We start from the raw sequence: 20,967 nt of genomic DNA on the forward strand, positions 1-20,967 counted from the left end.
GGTGAGTTTTTCTGGACTTCGGCCATGGCTAAGCCTGTTGCTGTTGGGTCTAGCCGCATTTGGTCTCTTTTATACAGATCTAGGCTCGGCCTATTCACTCCAACAGCAATCAACACTCCTGCTTCTCGGGATTGCCATCTATTTCTGGACACTCAGTCCACTGCCTGTTGCGGCATCAAGTTTGGTATTGATCGGGTTGATGCTGCTGTTCGGTATTGTAGAAGAGCCGGAAGAAGCCTTCAGGGGTTTCCTGTCGAATGCTCTTTACTTTATCTTAGTGCTGTCCCTCATTTCTGCCGCTTTAGTGAGGGCGGGCGTTGACCGGGTATTTGCCCATATCATCATAAAATTCAGTAGAGGCGGAATCCGGGCAATTTTACTCGGTCTGCCTCTGCTTATTGTATTTATGCCTATCCTTTTGCCGTCAGCAGTCGCGCGGTTTCGTATACTCGAACCGATCATCGAGCAGGTGAATGATCGGTTTGGTTTTACCAAGGAAAGCCTGTTCCGCAAATATTGCATGTATGCAATCGGTATGCTGAATCAGAATGCGACGATGATTGTCTTTACGGGCGGCGGATTTCCGATTTTGGCAGCGCAATTGTTGAAGGATTTCGGCGGCATCGAAATTTCGTGGCTTGGATGGTTTTTGCGCATCGCTCCTCCTTTATGGCTGGCCATGCTGCTCGTAAGCTTTGGAGTCTGGTTTTACTTTAAGCGGAACAGCACTCCTCTGGTTGTTGCTGATTCGGAAATTCCTGAAATGGAAGATGGTGCACTTCCCCCAAGGTTCTGGTGGGTAATGCTGCCTTTTAGCATGATGATCGTCAGTTGGATTGTTTTAGACCACCAGCAGGTTCCGTTGGTTTTGGCCCCTCTGCTACTGGTCGGCTATTATGCGATGCCGGTCAATGGGCTGATAACGAATAAAACAGTAAGGGATTATGATTGGGAGACTTTTTTGCTTCTGGGCTCATCATTTTCCTTAGGATACATAATTGAAGAGAGCGGGACTGCCTTTATACTGGCTGAGCAGTTGATGGGGTTGCTGCCGGATGGACTGGGTGACTTCGGGAATACCGTCTATATTGCCTGCTTTATCTTTATCCTGCGATTCCTGTTTGTTGTTCCTTCCACTTCCATGATCATTATTTTTCCTATTATCATAAATTACGCAGGTATTCTGGATTTGTCTGTCATGTCTTCTGCTTTTTTAGTCATTATGATTATCGGCGGCGTCACTATTTTGCCAATTCACTCGCCCACGACATTTTTTGCTTTTCAAAAAAATGCATTCTCCTTAAAGGAACAACTCATTGTCGGTGGCTATTCGAGTTTTGTGGTTACTGCCATAGCGATTACTTGGGCAGTATTCTTTTGGCAATGAATCCATTCGCAGAAATCGAACTGCAGACGGATATCAGAACGGAAAACTGAATGTCTTCAAAAACCTTCATCCGATCACTAGAGGATGAAGGTTTTTTGGTTAAGGCGCTTTATTCTAGCGTGTTTACATCGATATATACCGGGTAGGGTACTTATAAGACCAAAAATAAGAGGAGGAACATGAATATGTTTAATTACACAGTAGATACATCTAAAACGGTGAGTGAAGCAGTGCAAGCACTGGAAGAGAATTTAAAGGAAGAGAAATTCGGTGTCTTATGGAATTTTGACTTAACTGCAAAGCTGCAGGAAAAAGGAGAAGACTTTGATACCCCCTACACTATTTTGGAAGTCTGCAACCCGAAAGAAGCGAACCGCGTCTTATCGGAAAACTTGATGATCGGCTATTTCCTGCCATGTAAAATCGTCGTCTATAAGGATAGTGATAGCGTGAAAATCGGCATGCCGAAGCCCACTGCCTTAATCAGCATGGTGGAAGACGAGAACATCAAATCGATTGCTGAAGATATTGAAGAGAGATTGATCAAGTGCATCGATCAATCTGCGTAACTTGCTGCGCGCTCTGCGGACAGTTGCTTTTGCCATGTTTCTTAGATCGATTTTATTGCGAGCCAATAGGTTGACTTAATACCCTTAGGGGTATAGTATAAGGATTAGTTAAACATCCTTATATTATTTATGGGAGGCATAGTTAAGATGAAATACGACAAACTTGTTGAGAATCGATTGAAAAGAATAGAAGGCCAGCTTCGCGGTGTCATCAAAATGGTTGAAAATGATGGAGAATGCAGAGATGTCGTCATGCAGCTGTCCGCGGTAAGAAGCGCAGTTGATCGCGCCATTGGTGTGATCGTCAGCGATAACCTGGAGACCTGTGTACGCGAAAGCATCGAAAAAGGCGAAAGCACTGAAGGCATGGTAAAAGAAGCTGTCGACTTGCTAGTGAAAAGCAGATAAAAAAAGTTTTGTTTGACTTTCAGAAAGACATGCTTTAATATACCCTATAGGGTATGAAAGAAGTGCGGCGCCACTATAAAACGTCATTTTTTTTCGAAATAAAATATACCCCCACGGGTAATTAAAAATGGAGGCAATAAAATGGCACAAGAGCAAAAGAAAACGACGATCGTATTATTCAGCGGGGATTACGATAAGGCGATGGCAGCTTACATTATCGCCAACGGTGCTGCGGCATACGATCATGAAGTGACAATCTTCCATACATTTTGGGGATTGAATGCATTACGGAAAGAAAATCCGCCAGCGTTGAAAAAAGGACGCTTAGAAACGATGTTTGCGAAAATGATGCCAAGAGGTGCAGATAAACTTGGTTTATCGAATATGCAGTTCGGCGGTATGGGACCTAAGATGATCAAGCAAGTCATGAAAAAGCACAATGCACTGACCTTGCCCCAATTAATTGAAATGGCAGAAGAACAGGACGTAAAAATGATCGCTTGTACGATGACGATGGACCTTCTTGGTTTGCAGAAAGAAGAACTGTTGGACGGAGTCGAATATGCAGGAGTCGCAGCTTATCTTGGAGATGCCGAAGACGGCAACGTCAACCTATTCATCTAATCGCATATACAGCAGAAGGGAAAGATGCAGCATGGAATGGATACTATGGGTTCTGATTGGAGCGGCAGCTCTTTGGATAGCTTATCGGTTCACTTCACCGGCTAAAGGAATCGAATCGATTTCTACAGAAGAAATGAAAACGCAGCTCGGCAAGAAAGATAAGCAGTATATCGATGTCCGGACGCCGGGAGAGTTCAAAGGGAACCACATTAAGGGCTTTAAGAACATCCCCTTAAATGAGTTGCCGAAGCGTATGAAAGAACTGTCAAAAGAAAAAGAAGTGCTGGTCATTTGCCAAAGCGGCATGCGCAGCAGCAGAGCCAGCCAATTATTGAAGAAAAATGGATTCACCACCATCACAAATATCAGAGGCGGTATGAGCAGCTACCGCGGCTAAAGGAGAAATCTGTAATGAAAACAATGACAACTCAGCAAGTTCAGGAATTAGTGGAAAGCAAACAAGCAATCAATTTGATCGATGTTCGGGAAACCAATGAAGTTGCGGCCGGGAAAATTCCAGGAGCCCTCAATATTCCTTTGGGATTACTGGAATTCCGGATGAGTGAACTCGATAAATCAAAAGAATATATCATGGTTTGCCGTTCAGGCGGACGCAGCGGCCAAGCCACCAACTTCCTTGAAAACCATGGGTATAAAGTGACCAATATGGATGGCGGAATGCTGGATTGGAATGGAGAAACAAACTAAACGCCTGCTGAAGAACAGGAAAATTTCCAAGGAGGAATTTAAATGGTACAAACTGACTTAACATTAGATGCAAAAGGGCTGGCATGCCCGATGCCAATCGTAAAAACTAAAAAGATGATGAAGACGATGGATTCAGGAAAAGTATTGGAAATCCTTGCAACAGATAAAGGTTCTACAGCTGATCTGCAAGCATGGGCGAAGAGTTCGGGACATCAATATATCGGCACTGAAACTGAAGGGGACGTTTTACATCATTTCCTTCGCAAAGATGGAGCTGGAGCTCCTGAAGAAACCATCACCATTCCAGAAATTTCACTGGTTGATTTCACTCAAAAGGTGGCAGCTGATGAGTACATGACGATTCTGGATGTCCGTGAAAAAGATGAATTTGAAGAAGCCCATATTCCGGGAGCAATCCACATCCCTCTAAGCGAAGTCGAAGTACGAATGGATGAATTAGCGAAAGAAGATGCAATTTATATCATTTGCCATTCGGGAAGAAGAAGCGGCATTGCAGGAGATATGATGGCCAAAAATGGTTTCGGCACTTTATACAATGTAGTACCTGGCATGAGCAACTGGACTGGGAAGACAGAGTAAAAAAATTTAGAAAAATATATACCCCTGGAGGTAATTTGAGTATGACTGTAAAAGCGATGAAAGCAAGTGACGTAGCAAAGAAAGTAGTGAACAATCAACCATTGTTCATCCTGGATGTCCGCAACGGCGATGCATTCGCTGACTGGAAAATCGAAGGCGGCAACATCCAGTATATAAATACACCTTATTTCGATTTATTGGACGGGGTCGAAGAAGTGGTTTCAGAACTGCCGACAGACAGAGATATCCTGGTCGTCTGTGCAAAAGAAGGCTCTTCCGTAATGGTGGCGGAAATGCTGTCAGAAGAAGGCGTTGACGTGGCGTATCTTGAAGGCGGTATGAAAGCTTGGAGTGAGCACCTGGAACCAGTGAAAGTCGGTGAATTGCAAGGCGGCGGCGAATTGTATCAATTTGTTCGTCTCGGCAAGGGATGCCTGTCGTACATGGCCATCTCTGAAGGGGAAGCCGCTGTTATTGATGCAACCCGCATGGCAGATATCTTCTTGGACTTCGCGCAGGAAAAAGGCGCAACCATCAATCATGTATTCGATACGCATTTGCACGCTGACCATATTTCAGGGGGCCGTGCAATTGCAGAAGCAACAGGCGCAACTTATTACTTGCCGACGGCTGACGCGGAAGAAGTGGTTTTTGGCTATACGGCTTTGGAAAACGGCTTGGAAGTGGCGATCGGCAACTCGAAAATCGACATTGAAGCTCTTTATTCACCCGGACACACAATTGGCTCTACCTCATTCATCGTAGACCATAAATATTTGATGACAGGCGATATTCTGTTCATCGATTCTATCGGACGGCCGGATCTTGCCGGCTTGGCTGATGACTGGGTAGGCGATTTAAGAGAATCCCTGTACACGCGTTACAAGGAATTAGCCAATGAGCTTATAGTCCTGCCGGCTCATTTCATGATCATGGAAGAGTTGAACGAAGATGGCAGTGTCGCTAAAAAATTGGGTGATTTGTTCAAAGAAAATCACGGCCTGAATATTGCAGATGAGCAGGAATTCCGTGATATGGTCACAAAAAACCTGCCGCCGCAGCCGAACGCTTATCAGGATATCCGCAAAACGAATATGGGCAAGATTACGCCTGATGAAGAAGTTCAGCGTGAAATGGAAATCGGACCAAACCGTTGTGCGGTTCGGTAGGTAAGGATTTTCCCAAATGAAAATATTAAGAGACGCTTTAGAGTTGAAAAATAGCTTAGATATGGAGTAAAACAATGAGACTCCCAGGGGTCCAAGCGAAGTGCCGAGTTAGCTCAGTGCAAGCCCCCAGGAAAGCGAAGCTGTTTTGTGTAATATCGGTTATTAATTCATATTAATTAAAACCCAAAAGGAGAGATTTTGATGAACGCAGATAAAGTATTGGACGCAAAAGGCTTGGCATGCCCAATGCCGATCGTAAAAACTAGAAAAGAAATGAAGGAAATGGAAAGTGGACAGGTTCTTGAGATCCTGGCTACAGACAAGGGTGCGAAAGCAGATTTAGTTGCATGGGCAAAATCCGGCGGCCATGAGTTGCTGGATTCGCAGGAAAATGGCGATGTCTTTTCATTCTGGATCAAGAAAGGCTAAGAGCTGGATGGAAGGGCATCGCGATGATGCCCTTTTCCCTTTTAGAAAGGTGAAAAAAATGAGTATTGACTTTATCATTGTCATTTTCATCATCGGCTTTGTAGGTTCCTTTGTTTCAGGAATGGTGGGAATCGGTGGTTCGATCATCAAATATCCGATGCTGCTCTACATACCGGTGATGCTTGGTTACACGGCATTCAGCGCCCATGAAGTATCGGGCATCAGCGCCATCCAGGTCTTTTTCGCGACCATCGCCGGTGTTTGGGCATACCGGGGCAGCGGCTATTTGAATAAAACCCTAATCGCTTATATGGGCGGCGCCATTTTAGTGGGCAGTTTCATCGGCGGCTATGGTTCGACTTTGCTGTCTGAGCAAGCCATCAATATTGTCTACGCGGTATTGGCGACCATTGCGGTTGTCATGATGTTCATGCCGAAAAAAGGCGTCGATGATATCCCGCTCGACCAGGTGACCTTCAATAAATGGCTGGCAGCAGGATTGGCATTCATTGTCGGTATTGCCGCCGGAATCGTTGGAGCAGCCGGTGCCTTTATCCTGGTGCCGATTATGTTGGTCGTCTTGAAAATTCCGACTCGGATGACGATCGCGACTTCGCTTGCGATTACATTTCTGTCATCCATCGGTGCGACAGTCGGCAAAATCGTCACCGATCAGATCCTGTATGGGCCGGCAGCGGTCATGATTGTTGCAAGTATACTGGCAGCTCCGCTTGGGGCAAAGCTTGGACAAAAAATGAATACTAAATACCTGCAATGGATTTTGGCTTTGCTGATTTTAGCTACAGCGATTAAAATCTGGACAGATATTTTGTAAGGCATAAAATGAGGACTGTCCCTTAAGTCCCCAAAATAAAACCGCTGGAGAAAAAGGATTGATTTTTCTCCAGCGGTTTTTGCTTTCTTATGATGGTTTTCCCTGAAAATAGCTTGCGCATGCCAGCTGTTTTCCTGAGATAAGGCATTCTTGTGGATTTTATATGAAAAGAAGAATGGTTTTAAAGTTAGTCTTAAAAGTGCTTTAAAGGGGGCATCTTCGCACCCGCTACTTAGTTTTGGATCAATTCCAGCAACCTCCCTGAATTCCCGGTTGCTGAAGGTTGTTTTGGCCAAGGGCCCTTTTTATCAGTCAGCGCTTTGGGCGCTTATTTTTTCGATTCGGTTTGATGGGTAAGTGTAGTTGCCGGTGCGTTCGATTTGAGCTACTTCATACATGGCGAGAGCCACATCTCTTGCTTCGACAGGTTTATACTTTTTCATTTTTCCCTTCAGCAATTTGCTGATGGCCGGGCTAAGGACAGTGGCTGCTTTTTCACCCAATCGAAATTCCTGGCGATTGCCAAGCAGTAAAGAGGGCTGGAAAATATGAAGTGCGGTCAAACCTATTTTCTTCAAGCGTACCTGAAGCTGTCCTTTGGTACGGCTGTAAAAGACTTTTGACTCAGCATCAGCACCCAAGGCGGTAATGATAAGAAAGTTCTTTGCCTGCTGCGACTTTGCCAATTCAGCCATCTTTAAGGGATACTCATAATCGACTTTTTTGAATGCCTCCTGTGATCCCGCTTTCTTGATGGTGGTGCCGAGACAGCAATAGACATCATCTACATCGAAGTGCTTAGCATATTCGTCCAGTTTGTCGAAATCCGTGATGACCTGTTCCAGTTTTTCATGTGCTAAGTCGAGTGGGCGGCGTACCAGGATTTTCACCCCTTTGTAATGGGGGCTTGCTAGGAGGATATGGAGCAATTCGTTGCCGACAAGTCCGCTGGCACCTGCCAGTAAGGCGGTTTTGTTGTTCATTTTGAACGACTCCTTTTTCTGTGTCATCTATCTCTTAGAACTTACTATACCTCACTACACAGGGAATTGTCTTTTTTGCTTTGATTCTTTGGCTGAAGGGGTACAATAAGAGAAAGGTCGATAGGAAAGGAAGAAGCGCATGAAACCAGTGATAGTCGCTGAAAAACCAAGCCAGGCAAAAGCTTATGCGGAAGCATTCAAGTCCGTGAAACGCGATGGCTATATTGAACTTGCACCCGATGCGATTTTTCCGGAGGGTGCCTATATCACATGGGGGATCGGACATCTTGTGGAGTTGAAAGAACCGAAGGCCTATGACCCGAAATGGGGAAAATGGTCGCTGGCTGCGCTGCCGATTTTGCCGGATACCTATCAGTTTCAGGTGGCAAGAGGCAAGGCACAGCAATTTGGCATCATCAAAAAATTGATTTTCCAGACCGATACGGTCATCAACGCCTGTGACGTTGACCGGGAAGGCTCCAATATATTCTATAGCATCTACTACCAGACAGGTGCCAAAAACAAGAAGATTCAGCGGTTATGGATCAATTCACTGGAAGCGGATGAAGTGAGGAAAGGCTTTCAGGAACTGCGGGACAATCGGCAGGACCTATTATTGTATCAGGAAGCCAAAGCGCGTCAAATCAGTGATTGGCTCGTCGGGATGAACGGATCCCGGCTGTACTCCCTCTTGCTTCAGGAAAAAGGCATTCACGAAGTCTTTGCCATCGGACGTGTGCAGACACCGACCGTGTTCCTGATCTATCAGCGCGAAAAAGAAATTGAAGCGTTTGTACCAGAGCCTTTTTATGAAATTGAAGGTGTTTTTGATGTGGAAAAAGGGCGCTACAAGGGGAAAGCGAAGCTCAGGGCAAAAGAGCGGAAAGAAGCGGAAGAGCTTTTGGCCAAACATGCCATTACTGCCAAAGAAGGAGGCATTGTGACTCAGGTGAAAACCACCGAAAAACGCACACCGCCGCCACAGCTCCATTCTCTTTCGACCTTGCAGGCTGCAGCGAACCGGAAATGGAAATACAGTCCGGCTAAAGTGTTGTCTGTCATGCAGGGATTGTATGAAAAGAAACTGGTCAGCTATCCAAGAACGGATACCCAGCATATTACACCGGGTGAGTTCAGCTATTTAGCAGGACAAGCCGAAAAATATCAGCAGCTGATCGATGCACCGTTCCCGATTGCTTCCAAATCACCGAAAAAGCGGTTTGTTGACAGTTCTAAAGTCCAGGAGCATTATGCCATCATCCCAACAAAAACCATTCCGACAGCAAGAAAACTGGAAGGGTTGGCAAGAGACGAACGAAATCTCTATGAAGAAGTTTTACGGACAACGTTAGCGATGTTCCATAAAGATTACCGCTACGCCGAAACGAAGGTGACTACGGACGTCAAAGGACTGGCATTTTTCACAACTGGAAAAACCGAGCTTGAAAAAGGCTGGAGAGAGCTATTTCCACCCGCGAAGGAAACAAAGCAGGAACCATCTTTGCCGGAATTGCAGGAGCAGGAGCGGGTGAAAAGCAAGGTCGACATAAAAGAAAGTATGACGACACCGCCAAAACCTTATACGGAAGGCCAGTTGATCGCCATGATGAAGACCTGCGGGAAGTTTGTCGAGGATGTGGAAGATACCGAGATCCTGAAAGAAGTTGAAGGGTTGGGAACAGAAGCGACAAGAAGCGGAATCATCGAGACGATCAAACGCCATCAATACATTTCAGTTACTAAAAACATTGTTTCAATCACGGATAAAGGACGCATCCTGTGCCAGTCCATCGAAGGGAACTTGCTTTCCAGCCCGTCGATGACTGCGAAATGGGAGACCTATCTGAAGAAAATCGGCAAGGGCGAAGGTTCGGCGGAGGTGTTTCTGGCGACGATCGGCAAATTCATCCAAAAGCTGCTCGATGAAGTACCTGGGCAAATGCAGAAAAACGGATTGCCGGCACAGATGGCGACGCCCAGCGCCAAGGATGAAATCGCTCCTTGTCCGAGATGCAAGACCGGTATGATCGTATCGAGGAGAGGCTCTTACAATTGCACCGAACACGCTAATGGCTGCAAGCAGTCATTTCCGGCAACCTTCCTGAAGAAGCGGTTGACGGCCAAACAGATCGAATACTTGTGCACAAAAGGGAAAACGCCGGTCATTAAAGGCTTCGTTTCGAAGAACGGCAAGAAATTCAACGCAAAACTGGTGCTGGAAGACGGCAAGTTGAAGATGGAGTTTTAAAGGTTTTAAGTAGGGATGTTCTGAAGAAACTGGTGCAGGGGCGCTGATTTTAAAGCTATATAAGTTGGACTAAAGAAGTAACATTTATATGTCAATTCGACGGTTATGGAAGAGAAGAGAGCAATGCTCCTCCGTAAGCTCTGTCGCCAAGGTGGACCAAATTCTTCTGTCGTACCTTAATTCATGCGATAAGCCGAGAAGAACACTCACCTTACTGCCCCATCTCATCCTGAGCAGCACCGGCGCTGGAGAACTCTCAAAGATATGGAACAAAACAGCGAAGACTCCTGCGGCTTAGCGATTCGACCGATACACCGCAGGGAATAAGGCGGGCAAAAGGAATTTGCCTACCTTATTTGCGACGAAGCTAGCGCAGCGATGCAGGAGCACCGGTTTTTCGCAGCGGACGAGGAGGATTGGGCGGGAGCCTTTGGCAGTTGGCACCGCGACGTCCTGTCGCGCCAACTGCATGACCCGCATCCTGCGGGCCCGAAAGCGAAGCTGTTTTGCGGAGTATCGACTAAAATAAATCATTAGTTCCACTTATATAGAAATAATCAGTTTAATAGAAATATATAAGGGCTGAGAATCAAAAGCTTGATTGGTTGCAATGGCTCCAGTCTTTCTTTGATAATGAATAAAGAAGACCTAACCTAACAATTCACGGGAAAGGGAGTTTCGCATGGAATATAATTTTGATGAAATCGTCAACAGAAGAGGCACTTACTCCATGAAATGGGATGGGGGGGACCTGATCAAACAATTCGGTCTTACTGAAAGATACGATGAGGACACGATTCCGCTGTTTACCGCCGATATGGATTTGCCGGTTCCTCAGCCCTTAGTTGAGGCTTTGCATAAAACAGTGGATCACCGGATTTACGGCTATTCCGTTTTTCCGGATGAATACTTTGAGGCCATCCAGTCCTGGATGCAGAAGCGGCATGGCTGGAAAGTCGAAAAAGAGCAGATTACCTATAGCCCAGGTACAGTTCATGCATTGAATATAGCGGTTAAGGCATTTACGAATTTGGAAGATGGTATCATCATTCAACGTCCAGTTTATCCTCCTTTCACTTCCGTCATTGAAGGGAACGGCCGGAAAGTAGTGAACAACGCACTGAAACAGGAGGCTGATGGATATTATTCCATCGATTTCGAGGATTTCGAAGCCAAGGCAAAGGATGACCATACGACAATGTTCATTCTTTGTAATCCACATAACCCGACAGGCAGACTCTTCAATGAAGAAGAGTTGAAAAAAATGGCTGCCATCTGTCATGAACATAATGTTTTGATCGTGGCTGATGAAATCCATGGAGATTTGCTGCGCCGTGGAAAGGAATTTATTCCGATGGCTAAAGTAGCCGACCAAAACGACCATATCATTACCTGTACAGCCATCAATAAAACCTTCAATGTTGCAGGATTGCATTGCACCAATGTCATCATTTTGGATGAAGAGCTGCGCACTAAATTCGCCACTGAAATGGGCATGCAATTAGCATCTCCATTTGCCATTGCTGCATTGATTGCCGTTTATAACGAAGGCGAGGATTGGCTTGAGCAGTTAAAGGATTATGTTGATGGCACAATGGTGTATATAAAGGAATTCTTAGCTGAAAAAATGCCTGAAGTGAAGGTAGCCATTCCGGAAGGCACATATATCATGTGGCTGGATTTCAGCGGCTACGATATTTCAGCAAAAGATATCCACGACCGTATCTATAATAAAGCCAATGTCCTGCTGGAAGACGGCAGCATGTTCGGTGAAGAAGGAGAATTCTATCAAAGAATCTGTACGCCTTCTCCACGGCCGCTCATTAAAGAAGCTTTAGACCGAATAGCCAAGGAATTCGAAGACATTTCCCATAAAAAGGATGTGGGGAAAGTGGAAGAACAATAAGCTGTCTGATTTTACAGGCAATTGAATTTACTGTAACTTTACCTTTACTGCGAAATTTAGTATAATAAAAAGACTTGGAAAACAATAGCGTTTCCGACTTGGTATAAAATTCCATTCAAAATTGTGGCTACTGTCCATATCACATCTAATTTTATATCTTGGTTAAATATTTCAGACGATAGAGCTGACATAAAAGCCGAAAAGATTGCCTTGAAAGAGAGGCGGTTCTTTTCGGCTTTTTCTATTTCTGAAAAAGAAAGGAAGCGAATTTCATGTATTACTTTGTGGATCATAAGAAAAAGAAAATCCATCAACGCCAATTTGCGGGAGACCGGTGCGGGTTTGTAGAAACGCCTGTGGAAAAAAGGGAATTTACAGATCGTGTTGATTATATCGAGCAGTTGGAGGAAGAGGATTCCTATGAGTTTTGTCCCTATTGCCAGACAGCCCAGACCATCAGCAGCTAAGAGGGAATTTATAGAAGGCTGAATGCTCCAGGAAGTTGCCAAATTGAAAAAAACCATGGACAAGTAGTTTCTCCATGGTTTCAGAAGCCAGCTAAAGCTGGCTTTTTCTTATTTGGCGTTTTCCAGCAGCAACACAATATACCCTTTATCCGAAATGAAGTTCCAGTCGAGGAACACTTCCGAAATAGGTTGCTCAAGAATAGCTTCGATGCGTGTCTGCAATAATAATCTTCGCTCCAAAGGGCGCTTCACTAATTTCAATTCCTCGACAAAGCCGCCATGGATCAACTCTTTTTCGATTTCAACAAAAATTCCGGACCGCTCAATCAATAGTGTCCGGTTGTTTAACCAATACAGCTCTGTCGATTCAGGTGTTTTTTGTGCTTTTCGGCTGGCTTCATTCACTTCTTCACGAACGCTTTCAATCTGAATAGCTGAATCCCATGCAATTTCTTTTGCTCCAGACTTATCCGCCATGATCGCCAATATCATCCCGGTTTGATCGTCTAAATTCCAGTCTGCATATACCTCTTCAACTTCCAGATTTCCAATCTTCCATAAATCCAATTTTATATCCGCTGCCAACTGGTTCATCAATAGGTCACGCGTCTCCAACACCCTTCGATGCTCCTGCTGTTTCAGCAAAATCCTTTCAGTTGGAGCCAAAAATCCCCGAAGGTGTATAGAAATAAAAGGAGGTTTGACTGTCACGAATACTGATGTAGGCCCTTTTCCAAAATGGTCACGCAATAAGGTGGAAATATAGCTGCCGACTTCAGTGTGCAGTGTTTTTTCTTTGGACATGTTTAGCTCTCCTTTTATTGTGCGGCTGTAAGATTCCGACTGTTTGTTATTGTTCAATTGGCTTCATTATACGGGATTATCATAGGCTTTTAAAGAAATCGAAATAAGATAATGGGATTTTGACTTCTTATTTCTTTATTTGGGAAGAAACAAGCGATTTTGTGAAAAAGTTTAGGATTTTTGAATCAGGAATAAGGTTTTTCATTCGTTTCTTTGTTTGGTACCGGTAAAAAAAGGGTATTATTTGGAAAAAGCTGCACTGCTTTTTTCTTTTATCTGCTTGCTTGACCAAGAAAGGAGGATTCCATGCCTTCATCTACAGTCAAAACCGTTGACTACACAAAAGAGAAAAACCGAAGAGTCCATGCTAAAAGAAACGTCTGGTCAGGACTCTTATTTGGTATCGGTTTAGTGGCGTTTATCGACGAAGCTGTATTTCATCAGTTGCTGCACTGGCACCATTTCTATGATCGGTCCACGACAGATGCAGGCCTAGTTTCAGATGGAATTTTCCATGCTTTCAGCTGGTTTGCGACCGTAGCTTCCCTGTTTCTTTTGGCTGATCTCCAGCGGCGAAAAGCCTGGTGGCCCAAGCGATGGACAGGCGGCGTGCTGGTTGGTGCTGGAGCTTTTCAACTTTACGATGGCATCATTCAACATAAATTATTAGAGCTTCACCAAATCCGTTATGGTGTGGATTTGTTGCCGTATGATCTTGTTTGGAATATAACAGCGGTAATTTTGCTTTTGGCTGGAATAGTTCTGCTATGGCAAACCCCGAACACTCCAGTGAAATCAAATGGCAATCGGGAATGAATCTCGAATTTTGCAGTCTTTTATCAAGGTGTGTGCCTAGAATTATCATCACTAAGGGGAACATCCGCTTTATCTTTCGTATTTGCCTTTTAAAGGAACGAATAGGACTTCATTTAAAAGAGTGGTGTGGGTTCTGCCATCCGAATCCTTTTCAATCAAACGGAGTTCCTGACTGAAGGAGTTTCCGACCGGAATAACCATCTTTCCACCCTCATTCAATTGTTCGAGCAGTTCTCTCGGCACTTCGGAAGCCGCGGCGGTGACCATGATCCGGTCGAAGGGAGCATGTTCTTCCCACCCTTCACTGCCATCACCCAATCTATAATGAATGTTCTGGAAGTCCAATTGCTCTAGCCGCTCTTTTGCGCGCTTCTGCAATTCCTCAATCCTCTCGATGGTGTAGACAGTTCCAGAAAAAGCTGCCAGTAAAGCGGTTTGAAAACCTGATCCTGTTCCCAGTTCAAGTACTTTCTGTTTTGGCTGAAGGTCAAGTGCCAGAGTCATTTCGAGAACCAAAGATGGTTGAGAGATGGTTTGTTCAAAGCCGATAGGCAGGGCTTGGTCGAAAGGGGCCAGGTCTTTGTTGGCGTCCATAAAAAAGCTGCGGTCCATCTGTTTGAAATAGGAAATGATTTCTTTTCGTTGACTGTTCATTACTTTCACCTGCTTTCTTTTATTGGAGCTGCATCAAACTGAATAGCTGAGCCATGCATTTTCTGAGCAGTCTTGTTACATTAATTTTAAGGAAATCATTGCGAACTGTATAGTAATTGCTACGGAGGTCGATGTCTTTAAAGAAGGGGTGATTATGATGGGATTTCAGCAAATGGCCATTGGAAAAATCGAAGAAGGGCTCCATCAAAATGGTCGGCCACTGGAACTCGCCACACTCGGGATGGGCTGCTTTTGGGGACCGGAGGCGAGGTTCGGGAGCATCCCTGGAGTCGTCCGAACGCGTGTCGGTTTTGCAGGCGGGACGCTCCCGTCTCCTACTTACCGCAGAATGGGCGATCATACGGAAACAGTCCAAATTGAGTTTGATCCATTGATGATCAGTTATGCAGAGGTGCTTAGGGGATTTTGGCAGAATCATTATCCGAATCGTGATAATTATAAAGGGAGACAGTATATCTCTTTATTGCATTACCACACAGAGCAGCAGCGGAAAACGGTTGGCATAATCAGAGAAGAAATGGAGCTGCAGTTGGGGGAGCCGATCGAAACGGAAATTTCATCTTACAGCCAATTCACTCTAGCCGAGGAACGTCATCAAAAATACTACTTGAAGCGTTATCCTAAAGCATTGGAACAGACAGCTGAGCTTTACCCGGACCCGGCATTTCTTACGGACTCAACTTTCGCTGCCCGGTTAAATGGATTTGTGAAAGGCTTCGGTACAAAAGCCGGTGTGCTGGAAGAAATAGGACAGTGGAGCATTGGGGAAAACGAAAAGACTTATTTGATCGATCTTTTTTCAACGATGAAATGGTAGAGAGACGGGGAGGAAGGCTCTGTTGCAGCTGAATTTGAAGAGCCAGGAGGGATACTGTGGATTTACTTCCGACAGACTATGTGGAGATTGTCACCCGGTTGCTGGCAGCCGCTTTTTTCAGTGGGTTGATCGGCATTGAAAGAGAAGCAAAAAAACAGCCGGCGGGTCTCCGAACTCATTTATTGGTGGGAATAGGTTCCTGTCTTATGATGATTTTGTCCATAACCGGTTTTGATTCCTTCATCAACCGTGACAATAGCACAATCCGTTATGATCCAGCGCGTATCCCTTCCTACGTCATCAGTGGGATTGGTTTTCTGGGTGCGGGGACAATCATCGTTCATCGCGGCTCGGTGAGAGGGCTGACGACAGCAGCTTCAGTATGGGTTGCTGCCGGTTTGGGATTGGCTATCGGGGCAGGAATGTATTTTACTGCATTTTTGACGACTGCTATTGTTTTACTGACTTTGTACGGATTGTATCAGATTGAAAACAAGTTTTTTAAAAGGCGGCTGCAGAAATCTGTGACAGTGACGGCCGAGGATCGAGATGTCTTGTTTGCTGAGCTGGTCGCTGTGTTTGAAGAATTGCAAATGGACATCTCCGATTTTCAGATTGAGAATGCTGTGTCTTACGGAGATAAAAGCTTTTCAACCTATAATTTTATCATCAGTGGAAGTAAGGTTGATAAGGAGATCAAATTAGTCCAGAAGCTGCAAGAAATTAAAGGGGTAAGAAAAGTGAATTTGTAAAAGGGAGAAAAACCGAACGAACGCCGTCTTCGGTTTTTTTTTGCGTTTCGCAAAAAAGGGAATGATGGCGAAGGCAGAGAACATAGAACTATAACGATCTTTCACAAATATAAAGAAGAGGTGACATCCAGTGGATCAAACAACTTTGATTTTGGCATTGTTGCCAATCCTTATCATCCAATTTGCTCTGATGATTTTTGCATTGGTAGACTTGATAAAAAACCCAAATCCAAACGGTCCGAAATGGATGTGGGGCATACTTATTGTTGTTATTAACATTATTGGACCCATCCTATACTTTGTCATTGGGAGGAGAAATTATTGAACATCGTAGAAGTAGAAAGACTGACAAAACGTTATGGACAGGAAAATGCAGCTGAAGAACTCTCTTTTGTATTGGAAGAAGGTACGGCCACGGCTTTGATTGGTCCGAATGGAGCAGGAAAAACGACAACTTTATCGATGTTGGCTGATCTCCTGTCTCCGACAAGTGGGAAAGTCACGATGGCCAAAGGGCTGACAATCGGCTTTCTTCCTCAGTATCCGCAATTCTTTCCTTGGTTGACAGCCCTTGAATTTACAGAAATGGCTGCCAAACTAAGTGGCGTTGAAACAAAGAAAGCGAGATTACAGGCAACGCGCACATTGGAATTTGTAGGACTCGGAACTGCCTTGACTAAAAAAACCGGAACTTTTTCAGGAGGGATGAAACAGCGTCTGGGTCTTGCGCAGGCCATTGTCCATCAGCCAAAACTGCTTCTTTTGGATGAACCGATTTCAGCTCTGGATCCTACCGGACGCCGCGAAATCATGGATTTGTTGAAATCCCTGCAACAGGATACGACAATCCTGTATTCGACCCACATTTTAAACGACGCGGAAGAAATGACGGACCAATTGCTATTTATGAAAGACGGGCGGCTGATTGAGCAAGGTTCGTTGAATGAAGTCAGAAATCGGCATGCCAATCCACGCATCCGAATCCGGCTTCAAAACCATGCCCAAGCGTTGGAGTTTGCTGAAGGACAGGCATGGGGTTCTGAAGTTAAAGAGAATACCATCTTTCTTCCGGTTCAGGAAAGCGGCCCAACCATGCTTCAAGTGCTTCAGGTTTTGGCTTCTAAAAAACAGGATGTTCTAGGCGTTGAGTTTCAAACGGCTTCATTGGAAGAAATCTTTTTAAAGGTGGTTGCTGGCAAATGAAGCATTTCGGAATTTTGATGCAAAAAGAGTGGCGGGAAAATGCGCGGAATTATAAAATTTACTGGATACCTGCTATTTTTATCCTTTTGGGAATTACAGAACCTGCAGTGAATTACTTTCTTCCGCAAATACTTAAAGCATCCGGCGGCTTGCCGGAAGGTGCGGTTTTTGAAATACCGACCCCAACACCGGAACAAATTTTAATGGCGGTCCTTCAACAATTTCAAACCATTGGTATGGCTGTGCTAATTCTTGCGTATATGGCAACCATAGCTGGGGAACGGAAAAGTGGAACTGCAACTCTATTGTATGTGCGCCCACTCTCTTTTTCCGCTTATTTCTTAAGTAAGTGGGTGGTGGCGGCTGCCATTTCCTTGGCCAGCGTTTGGCTCGGTTTCTTTTCGGGCTATTACTATACACTGTTATTTTTCGGAGAGGTGGAAATCATCAAGCTTCTTCAAATGATCGGCTTCTATAGCTTCTGGGTATTGCTCATCCTCACCATTGTTTTAGCTGCAAGTGCCGCTTTGCCTAACGGTGGACTTGCCGCTGCTGCCGCATTTGCTCTATATGTGCTTCTTCAATTAGCCGATGGTCTTTTCGGAGCGAATTGGTCTGTCTCACCTGTCAAAATCCCTCAGTATGCAGCAACTTGGCTGACAGGGAACCCGGATATCTCCAGCCTCTGGGGAGCCGTCGGAATTGCTGTTGTTATCATCTTGGTTTTATTCGGTTTCGGCAGCTGGACAGCTCAGAAAAACAAAGCTAAAACCAAAGTTTAATAGGGAAATGAATCGGATAAAAAGCCGCAAGGGCTTCACTGGAATATGTGCTTTTCTTGGAGACAATTGGTAACGAGACGGAAAGGAGCTGGAGCAATTGCTGCATCATGTAGAACTTAATGTTTCAAGTTTACCGGAAGCTAAATCGTTTTACAGCGAGTTGTTGCCGCCGCTCGGGTATGCCCTGTTTCAGGAATGGGAAAAAGGCTTCAGCTACAAGTCAGGTCCTACATATATCGTGTTTGTACAAACGGAGGAACAATTCATCCAGATTCCATATCACCGGAAACAAACGGGGTTGAACCATTTAGCCTTTCAGGCGGCTTCACGCGTGCAAGTGGACGTGATGACTCAAAAAATGAGACAATGGAGAGCGCAAGTCCTGTATGAAGATCTTCACCCTTATGCAGGTGGTCCAAATTATTATGCGGTTTTCCTTGAAGGTCCTGATCGCTTGAAAATTGAAATCACAGCACCAGGTGAAGTGAACGTCCATGCATAAGGAAAGCCTGGAGCGTTTTTGGCTGCGCCGCCAAAAGAAAAGATGGGGTATGATAACCCCATGGACTGAATCAGAATCGAATAGAGGTTAATTTTTATGAAGAAACTTGCAGTATTCTTACTGCTCGCGCTAGTGGTGTTGGGTGGAATCTGGAGCAGCAATAAGTGGGTGCAAACCACTGAATATACAATAGCATCGGATGAGATGCCGGAAGCTTTCGATGGAGCAAGAATTGTTCAGGTATCCGATTTACATAACGCGACTTTTGGAAGAAATCAATCGTCGCTGATTGAAAAGGTTGAAGCAGCTGAACCTGATGCCATTTTTTTGACAGGAGATCTTGTGGACAGCAACCGCTATGATCTGGATGCCAGCTTGGTTTTGGTGGATGCCCTTGTAGAAATGAGTGAAGTCTATTATGTGACTGGCAATCATGAAGTGGCTTCCAATAAAGTAGATGAAATTATGGAAGCATTGCAGGACCGAGGTGTCACGGTCCTGGCGGATGATTCTGTCGAATGGAGAAAAGAGGAGGAGTCAATCCAGATTGCAGGAATCGATGATCCGCTCATGGAACCTGATTTCCATGAAGAAGAAGTCACTCGGCATAGCCTCGATCAGGCACAGCTGACGGACGATTTTACATTGTTGCTGGCACATCGGCCGGAATATTTTCCTATCTATGCGGAAAGAGGCGTAGATGTCGTCTTCTCTGGCCATGCTCATGGGGGACAAATCCGTATTCCTGGAATCGGTGGGTTGATTGCTCCGGGGCAAGGGTGGTTTCCTAAAGTGACGGAAGGAATCTTCGAAAAAAGCCAATCGAAAATGGTTGTCAGCCGCGGACTTGGCAACAGTACTTTTCCTGTCCGTATTTTCAATTTGCCGGAAATCGTTGTTGTAACACTGGAAAAAGGATAAGCGCAAGATGGATTGTGGATTATATGCTGACTGATGTCTGCCCAATCAACGGCAGCTGACCAGGCTTGCCGGTTTCAAGCCGATCGATGATTAGTGAACGCAAACAGGGAGGCTGCTAAGTGTGATCAAGAAAAAAGAAGTTTCATTGCACCGTTATTCCTCAAAAGTGTCAATCGACTATGATCTGCCATCAGATCAGCTGGAGTTTACACGGTTGCCGAAAGAAATTGTGGAAAAAGATGCCAAAGATCCATTAAAGCATTTCATCATCATCAAAGCACGTGGAGAAGATGCCGGATTTTTTGAATTGGATGAATCGGAAGACCGCAAGAAATACTCAGACAACCCGAAAGCATTGTTGTTGAGGGGGTTTTCTGTGAATCCGAAATTTCAGGGCAGAGGCATCGCGACCGGTTCAATCTATGCATTGCCTGAATTCATGGAATCGGAATTCCCTGATTTTGATGAAGTGGTGCTGGGGGTCAATGCCCGCAATATACCAGCTCAGCGCCTATATCAAAAGGCAGGGTTTAAAGACACAGGCAGACGGATTATGCGCTCTAAAGGCGAGCAATATGTTATGTCCCTGTATACAAAAAAAGCCAAGTGACAGCAGAAATGCTGCCGCTTGGCTTTTTGCGTTTATTCGAAATAAAGGTGCCTATGCAGACTGCAGCCTGGATTGAACGGTGAAGAACAGCTTGGACAAATAGATGTGCAAGCTAGATATTCATCAACAGACAGTTCGTATCCGCAGGTTCCGCATAAAACCGCCTTTTCATGGAAACGGTCCCTTGGCCAAACCTGATGCTTTCCGCAGCCGGCAGCCTCATGGCATTCGAAGCATGGAAAATAGTCCTGGCAGCAAAAGAACTTGATGGCGATGCGGTCTATGGGGGAATGGTAATGGGCACAACGTGTTTCGGCATCTACTTGAATGCCTCTCACTCTTTGATGATGAGCCATATCAAATCTTCCTTTCTGAAAAGGGCATAGAACGTATAAGCTGAATCCTGAAAATCTTCACTGGTTGTTTCGGGTGCTGGTTTGCAGCGCTAATTGAAAATAATCACTTCGATTTATAGGGTTCAGTATCTTTCTATGCTACTATGAAAGGGACGAAACTACGAATCTAATTCTTCGGGGCAAGGTGAAATTCCTTACCGGCGGTGAGCAGGAAACTGCAAGTCCGTGACCCGATTGAGCGAATGCGGACATAGGCCACTATGTTTTGAGCGCTCAAGCGGTGGAGCTGGTGAAATTCCAGCACCGACAGTTACAGTCTGGATGGGAGAAGAATTCAGAGATCGGCTTCGTTATGTGCCTCTTCTTTTCAATTAGTTGAAATTGAAAGGAGGAATT

26 protein-coding genes and 1 riboswitch are annotated in these 20,967 nt (G+C 45.0%); of the genes, 22 read left to right on the forward strand and 4 right to left on the reverse strand.

Annotated features, from left to right (window positions below; all coding sequences use genetic code 11):
* Window position 1: 1 nt before the first annotated feature.
* From Q0785_RS00220 to Q0785_RS00265, 10 genes are all read left to right on the forward strand, one after another.
* Window positions 2–1,387, forward strand: coding sequence for an SLC13 family permease (locus Q0785_RS00220; protein ID WP_298823619.1), 1,386 nt, complete (start codon window positions 2–4; stop codon window positions 1,385–1,387).
* A gap of 185 nt (window positions 1,388–1,572) precedes the next feature.
* Complete coding sequence (locus Q0785_RS00225; RefSeq protein WP_298823621.1) at window positions 1,573–1,956, forward strand: DUF302 domain-containing protein; 384 nt, start codon at window positions 1,573–1,575, stop codon at window positions 1,954–1,956.
* A 147-nt stretch (window positions 1,957–2,103) separates the two neighbouring features.
* The gene (locus Q0785_RS00230; RefSeq protein ID WP_191714934.1) at window positions 2,104–2,364 is read left to right on the forward strand and encodes a metal-sensitive transcriptional regulator; all 261 of its coding nucleotides are present in this window, start codon (window positions 2,104–2,106) and stop codon (window positions 2,362–2,364) included.
* A gap of 141 nt (window positions 2,365–2,505) precedes the next feature.
* Window positions 2,506–2,988 carry a DsrE/DsrF/DrsH-like family protein gene (locus Q0785_RS00235; protein ID WP_191714935.1) on the forward strand — a complete coding sequence of 161 codons (483 nt, stop codon included), beginning with the start codon at window positions 2,506–2,508 and terminating at the stop codon, window positions 2,986–2,988.
* A gap of 31 nt (window positions 2,989–3,019) precedes the next feature.
* Window positions 3,020–3,385 carry a rhodanese-like domain-containing protein gene (locus Q0785_RS00240; RefSeq protein WP_298823629.1) on the forward strand — a complete coding sequence of 122 codons (366 nt, stop codon included), beginning with the start codon at window positions 3,020–3,022 and terminating at the stop codon, window positions 3,383–3,385.
* Between the two features lie 14 nt (window positions 3,386–3,399).
* The gene (locus Q0785_RS00245; protein WP_298823631.1) at window positions 3,400–3,696 is read left to right on the forward strand and encodes a rhodanese-like domain-containing protein; all 297 of its coding nucleotides are present in this window, start codon (window positions 3,400–3,402) and stop codon (window positions 3,694–3,696) included.
* 42 nt (window positions 3,697–3,738) lie between these two features.
* Window positions 3,739–4,296 carry a sulfurtransferase TusA family protein gene (locus Q0785_RS00250; protein ID WP_298823632.1) on the forward strand — a complete coding sequence of 186 codons (558 nt, stop codon included), beginning with the start codon at window positions 3,739–3,741 and terminating at the stop codon, window positions 4,294–4,296.
* Between the two features lie 41 nt (window positions 4,297–4,337).
* A complete protein-coding gene (locus tag Q0785_RS00255) occupies window positions 4,338–5,465 on the forward strand; it encodes an MBL fold metallo-hydrolase (protein ID WP_298823634.1) in 1,128 nt (375 codons plus the stop codon).
* Between the two features lie 201 nt (window positions 5,466–5,666).
* The gene (locus Q0785_RS00260; protein WP_298823636.1) at window positions 5,667–5,894 is read left to right on the forward strand and encodes a sulfurtransferase TusA family protein; all 228 of its coding nucleotides are present in this window, start codon (window positions 5,667–5,669) and stop codon (window positions 5,892–5,894) included.
* 58 nt (window positions 5,895–5,952) lie between these two features.
* Entirely contained in the window at window positions 5,953–6,729 is a 777-nt protein-coding gene (locus Q0785_RS00265) for a sulfite exporter TauE/SafE family protein (RefSeq protein ID WP_298823638.1), read from the forward strand.
* Between the two features lie 308 nt (window positions 6,730–7,037).
* On the opposite strand, the gene Q0785_RS00270 is transcribed toward Q0785_RS00265, so the two are convergent.
* Window positions 7,038–7,712, reverse strand: coding sequence for an NAD(P)H-binding protein (locus tag Q0785_RS00270; protein WP_298823640.1), 675 nt, complete (start codon window positions 7,710–7,712; stop codon window positions 7,038–7,040).
* Between the two features lie 139 nt (window positions 7,713–7,851).
* Here Q0785_RS00270 and Q0785_RS00275 point away from each other — a divergent pair, with 139 nt between their 5' ends.
* The 3 genes from Q0785_RS00275 to Q0785_RS00285 all read left to right on the forward strand — a co-directional run bounded on the left by Q0785_RS00275 (window position 7,852) and on the right by Q0785_RS00285 (window position 12,333).
* Window positions 7,852–9,960: a type IA DNA topoisomerase gene (locus tag Q0785_RS00275; protein WP_298823642.1), complete on the forward strand. Its 2,109-nt coding sequence runs from the start codon at window positions 7,852–7,854 to the stop codon at window positions 9,958–9,960.
* Between the two features lie 682 nt (window positions 9,961–10,642).
* Window positions 10,643–11,866 carry a MalY/PatB family protein gene (locus Q0785_RS00280; protein ID WP_298823644.1) on the forward strand — a complete coding sequence of 408 codons (1,224 nt, stop codon included), beginning with the start codon at window positions 10,643–10,645 and terminating at the stop codon, window positions 11,864–11,866.
* Between the two features lie 272 nt (window positions 11,867–12,138).
* On the forward strand, window positions 12,139–12,333 hold the full coding sequence (locus Q0785_RS00285; protein WP_298823646.1) for a hypothetical protein: 195 nt from the start codon (window positions 12,139–12,141) through the stop codon (window positions 12,331–12,333).
* A gap of 108 nt (window positions 12,334–12,441) precedes the next feature.
* On the opposite strand, the gene Q0785_RS00290 is transcribed toward Q0785_RS00285, so the two are convergent.
* Window positions 12,442–13,137, reverse strand: coding sequence for a Na-translocating system protein MpsC family protein (locus Q0785_RS00290; RefSeq protein ID WP_298823648.1), 696 nt, complete (start codon window positions 13,135–13,137; stop codon window positions 12,442–12,444).
* A gap of 306 nt (window positions 13,138–13,443) precedes the next feature.
* On the opposite strand from Q0785_RS00290, the gene Q0785_RS00295 reads away from it, so the two are divergent.
* Entirely contained in the window at window positions 13,444–13,953 is a 510-nt protein-coding gene (locus tag Q0785_RS00295; RefSeq protein WP_298823649.1) for a DUF2243 domain-containing protein, read from the forward strand.
* Window positions 13,954–14,022: 69 nt separating this feature from the next.
* Here Q0785_RS00295 and Q0785_RS00300 read toward each other — a convergent pair whose 3' ends face one another.
* On the reverse strand, window positions 14,023–14,607 hold the full coding sequence (locus tag Q0785_RS00300; protein ID WP_298823651.1) for a protein-L-isoaspartate(D-aspartate) O-methyltransferase: 585 nt from the start codon (window positions 14,605–14,607) through the stop codon (window positions 14,023–14,025).
* A gap of 157 nt (window positions 14,608–14,764) precedes the next feature.
* Here Q0785_RS00300 and msrA point away from each other — a divergent pair, with 157 nt between their 5' ends.
* From msrA to Q0785_RS00340, 8 genes are all read left to right on the forward strand, one after another.
* The gene (msrA, locus tag Q0785_RS00305; protein ID WP_298823653.1) at window positions 14,765–15,445 is read left to right on the forward strand and encodes a peptide-methionine (S)-S-oxide reductase MsrA; all 681 of its coding nucleotides are present in this window, start codon (window positions 14,765–14,767) and stop codon (window positions 15,443–15,445) included.
* 56 nt (window positions 15,446–15,501) lie between these two features.
* Window positions 15,502–16,197, forward strand: a complete 696-nt coding sequence (locus tag Q0785_RS00310; protein WP_298823655.1) for an MgtC/SapB family protein — start codon at window positions 15,502–15,504, stop codon at window positions 16,195–16,197.
* A 130-nt stretch (window positions 16,198–16,327) separates the two neighbouring features.
* Window positions 16,328–16,522 (forward strand): PLD nuclease N-terminal domain-containing protein, encoded by a 195-nt coding sequence (locus tag Q0785_RS00315; RefSeq protein WP_298823657.1) that lies wholly within the window; start codon window positions 16,328–16,330, stop codon window positions 16,520–16,522.
* Window positions 16,519–17,400, forward strand: a complete 882-nt coding sequence (locus Q0785_RS00320) for an ABC transporter ATP-binding protein (protein WP_298823659.1) — start codon at window positions 16,519–16,521, stop codon at window positions 17,398–17,400. The genes Q0785_RS00315 and Q0785_RS00320 overlap by 4 nt, the downstream gene beginning before the upstream one ends.
* Complete coding sequence (locus Q0785_RS00325) at window positions 17,397–18,182, forward strand: ABC transporter permease subunit (RefSeq protein ID WP_298823661.1); 786 nt, start codon at window positions 17,397–17,399, stop codon at window positions 18,180–18,182. Before Q0785_RS00320 ends, Q0785_RS00325 begins: the two co-directional genes overlap by 4 nt.
* Window positions 18,183–18,279: 97 nt before the next feature.
* Complete coding sequence (locus Q0785_RS00330) at window positions 18,280–18,684, forward strand: VOC family protein (RefSeq protein ID WP_298823663.1); 405 nt, start codon at window positions 18,280–18,282, stop codon at window positions 18,682–18,684.
* Between the two features lie 96 nt (window positions 18,685–18,780).
* Window positions 18,781–19,605 carry a metallophosphoesterase gene (locus tag Q0785_RS00335; RefSeq protein ID WP_298823665.1) on the forward strand — a complete coding sequence of 275 codons (825 nt, stop codon included), beginning with the start codon at window positions 18,781–18,783 and terminating at the stop codon, window positions 19,603–19,605.
* A 121-nt stretch (window positions 19,606–19,726) separates the two neighbouring features.
* Entirely contained in the window at window positions 19,727–20,215 is a 489-nt protein-coding gene (locus Q0785_RS00340; protein WP_298823667.1) for a GNAT family protein, read from the forward strand.
* 32 nt (window positions 20,216–20,247) lie between these two features.
* Here Q0785_RS00340 and Q0785_RS00345 read toward each other — a convergent pair whose 3' ends face one another.
* Window positions 20,248–20,571: a CHY zinc finger protein gene (locus Q0785_RS00345; RefSeq protein WP_298823669.1), complete on the reverse strand. Its 324-nt coding sequence runs from the start codon at window positions 20,569–20,571 to the stop codon at window positions 20,248–20,250.
* Window positions 20,572–20,737: 166 nt separating this feature from the next.
* Window positions 20,738–20,908, forward strand: a riboswitch (FMN riboswitch).
* The last annotated feature ends 59 nt before the right edge of the window (window positions 20,909–20,967 follow it).

The sequence above is a fragment of the uncultured Planococcus sp. genome (genome assembly GCF_947501725.1).
GTDB lineage: Bacteria > Bacillota > Bacilli > Bacillales_A > Planococcaceae > Planococcus > Planococcus donghaensis_C.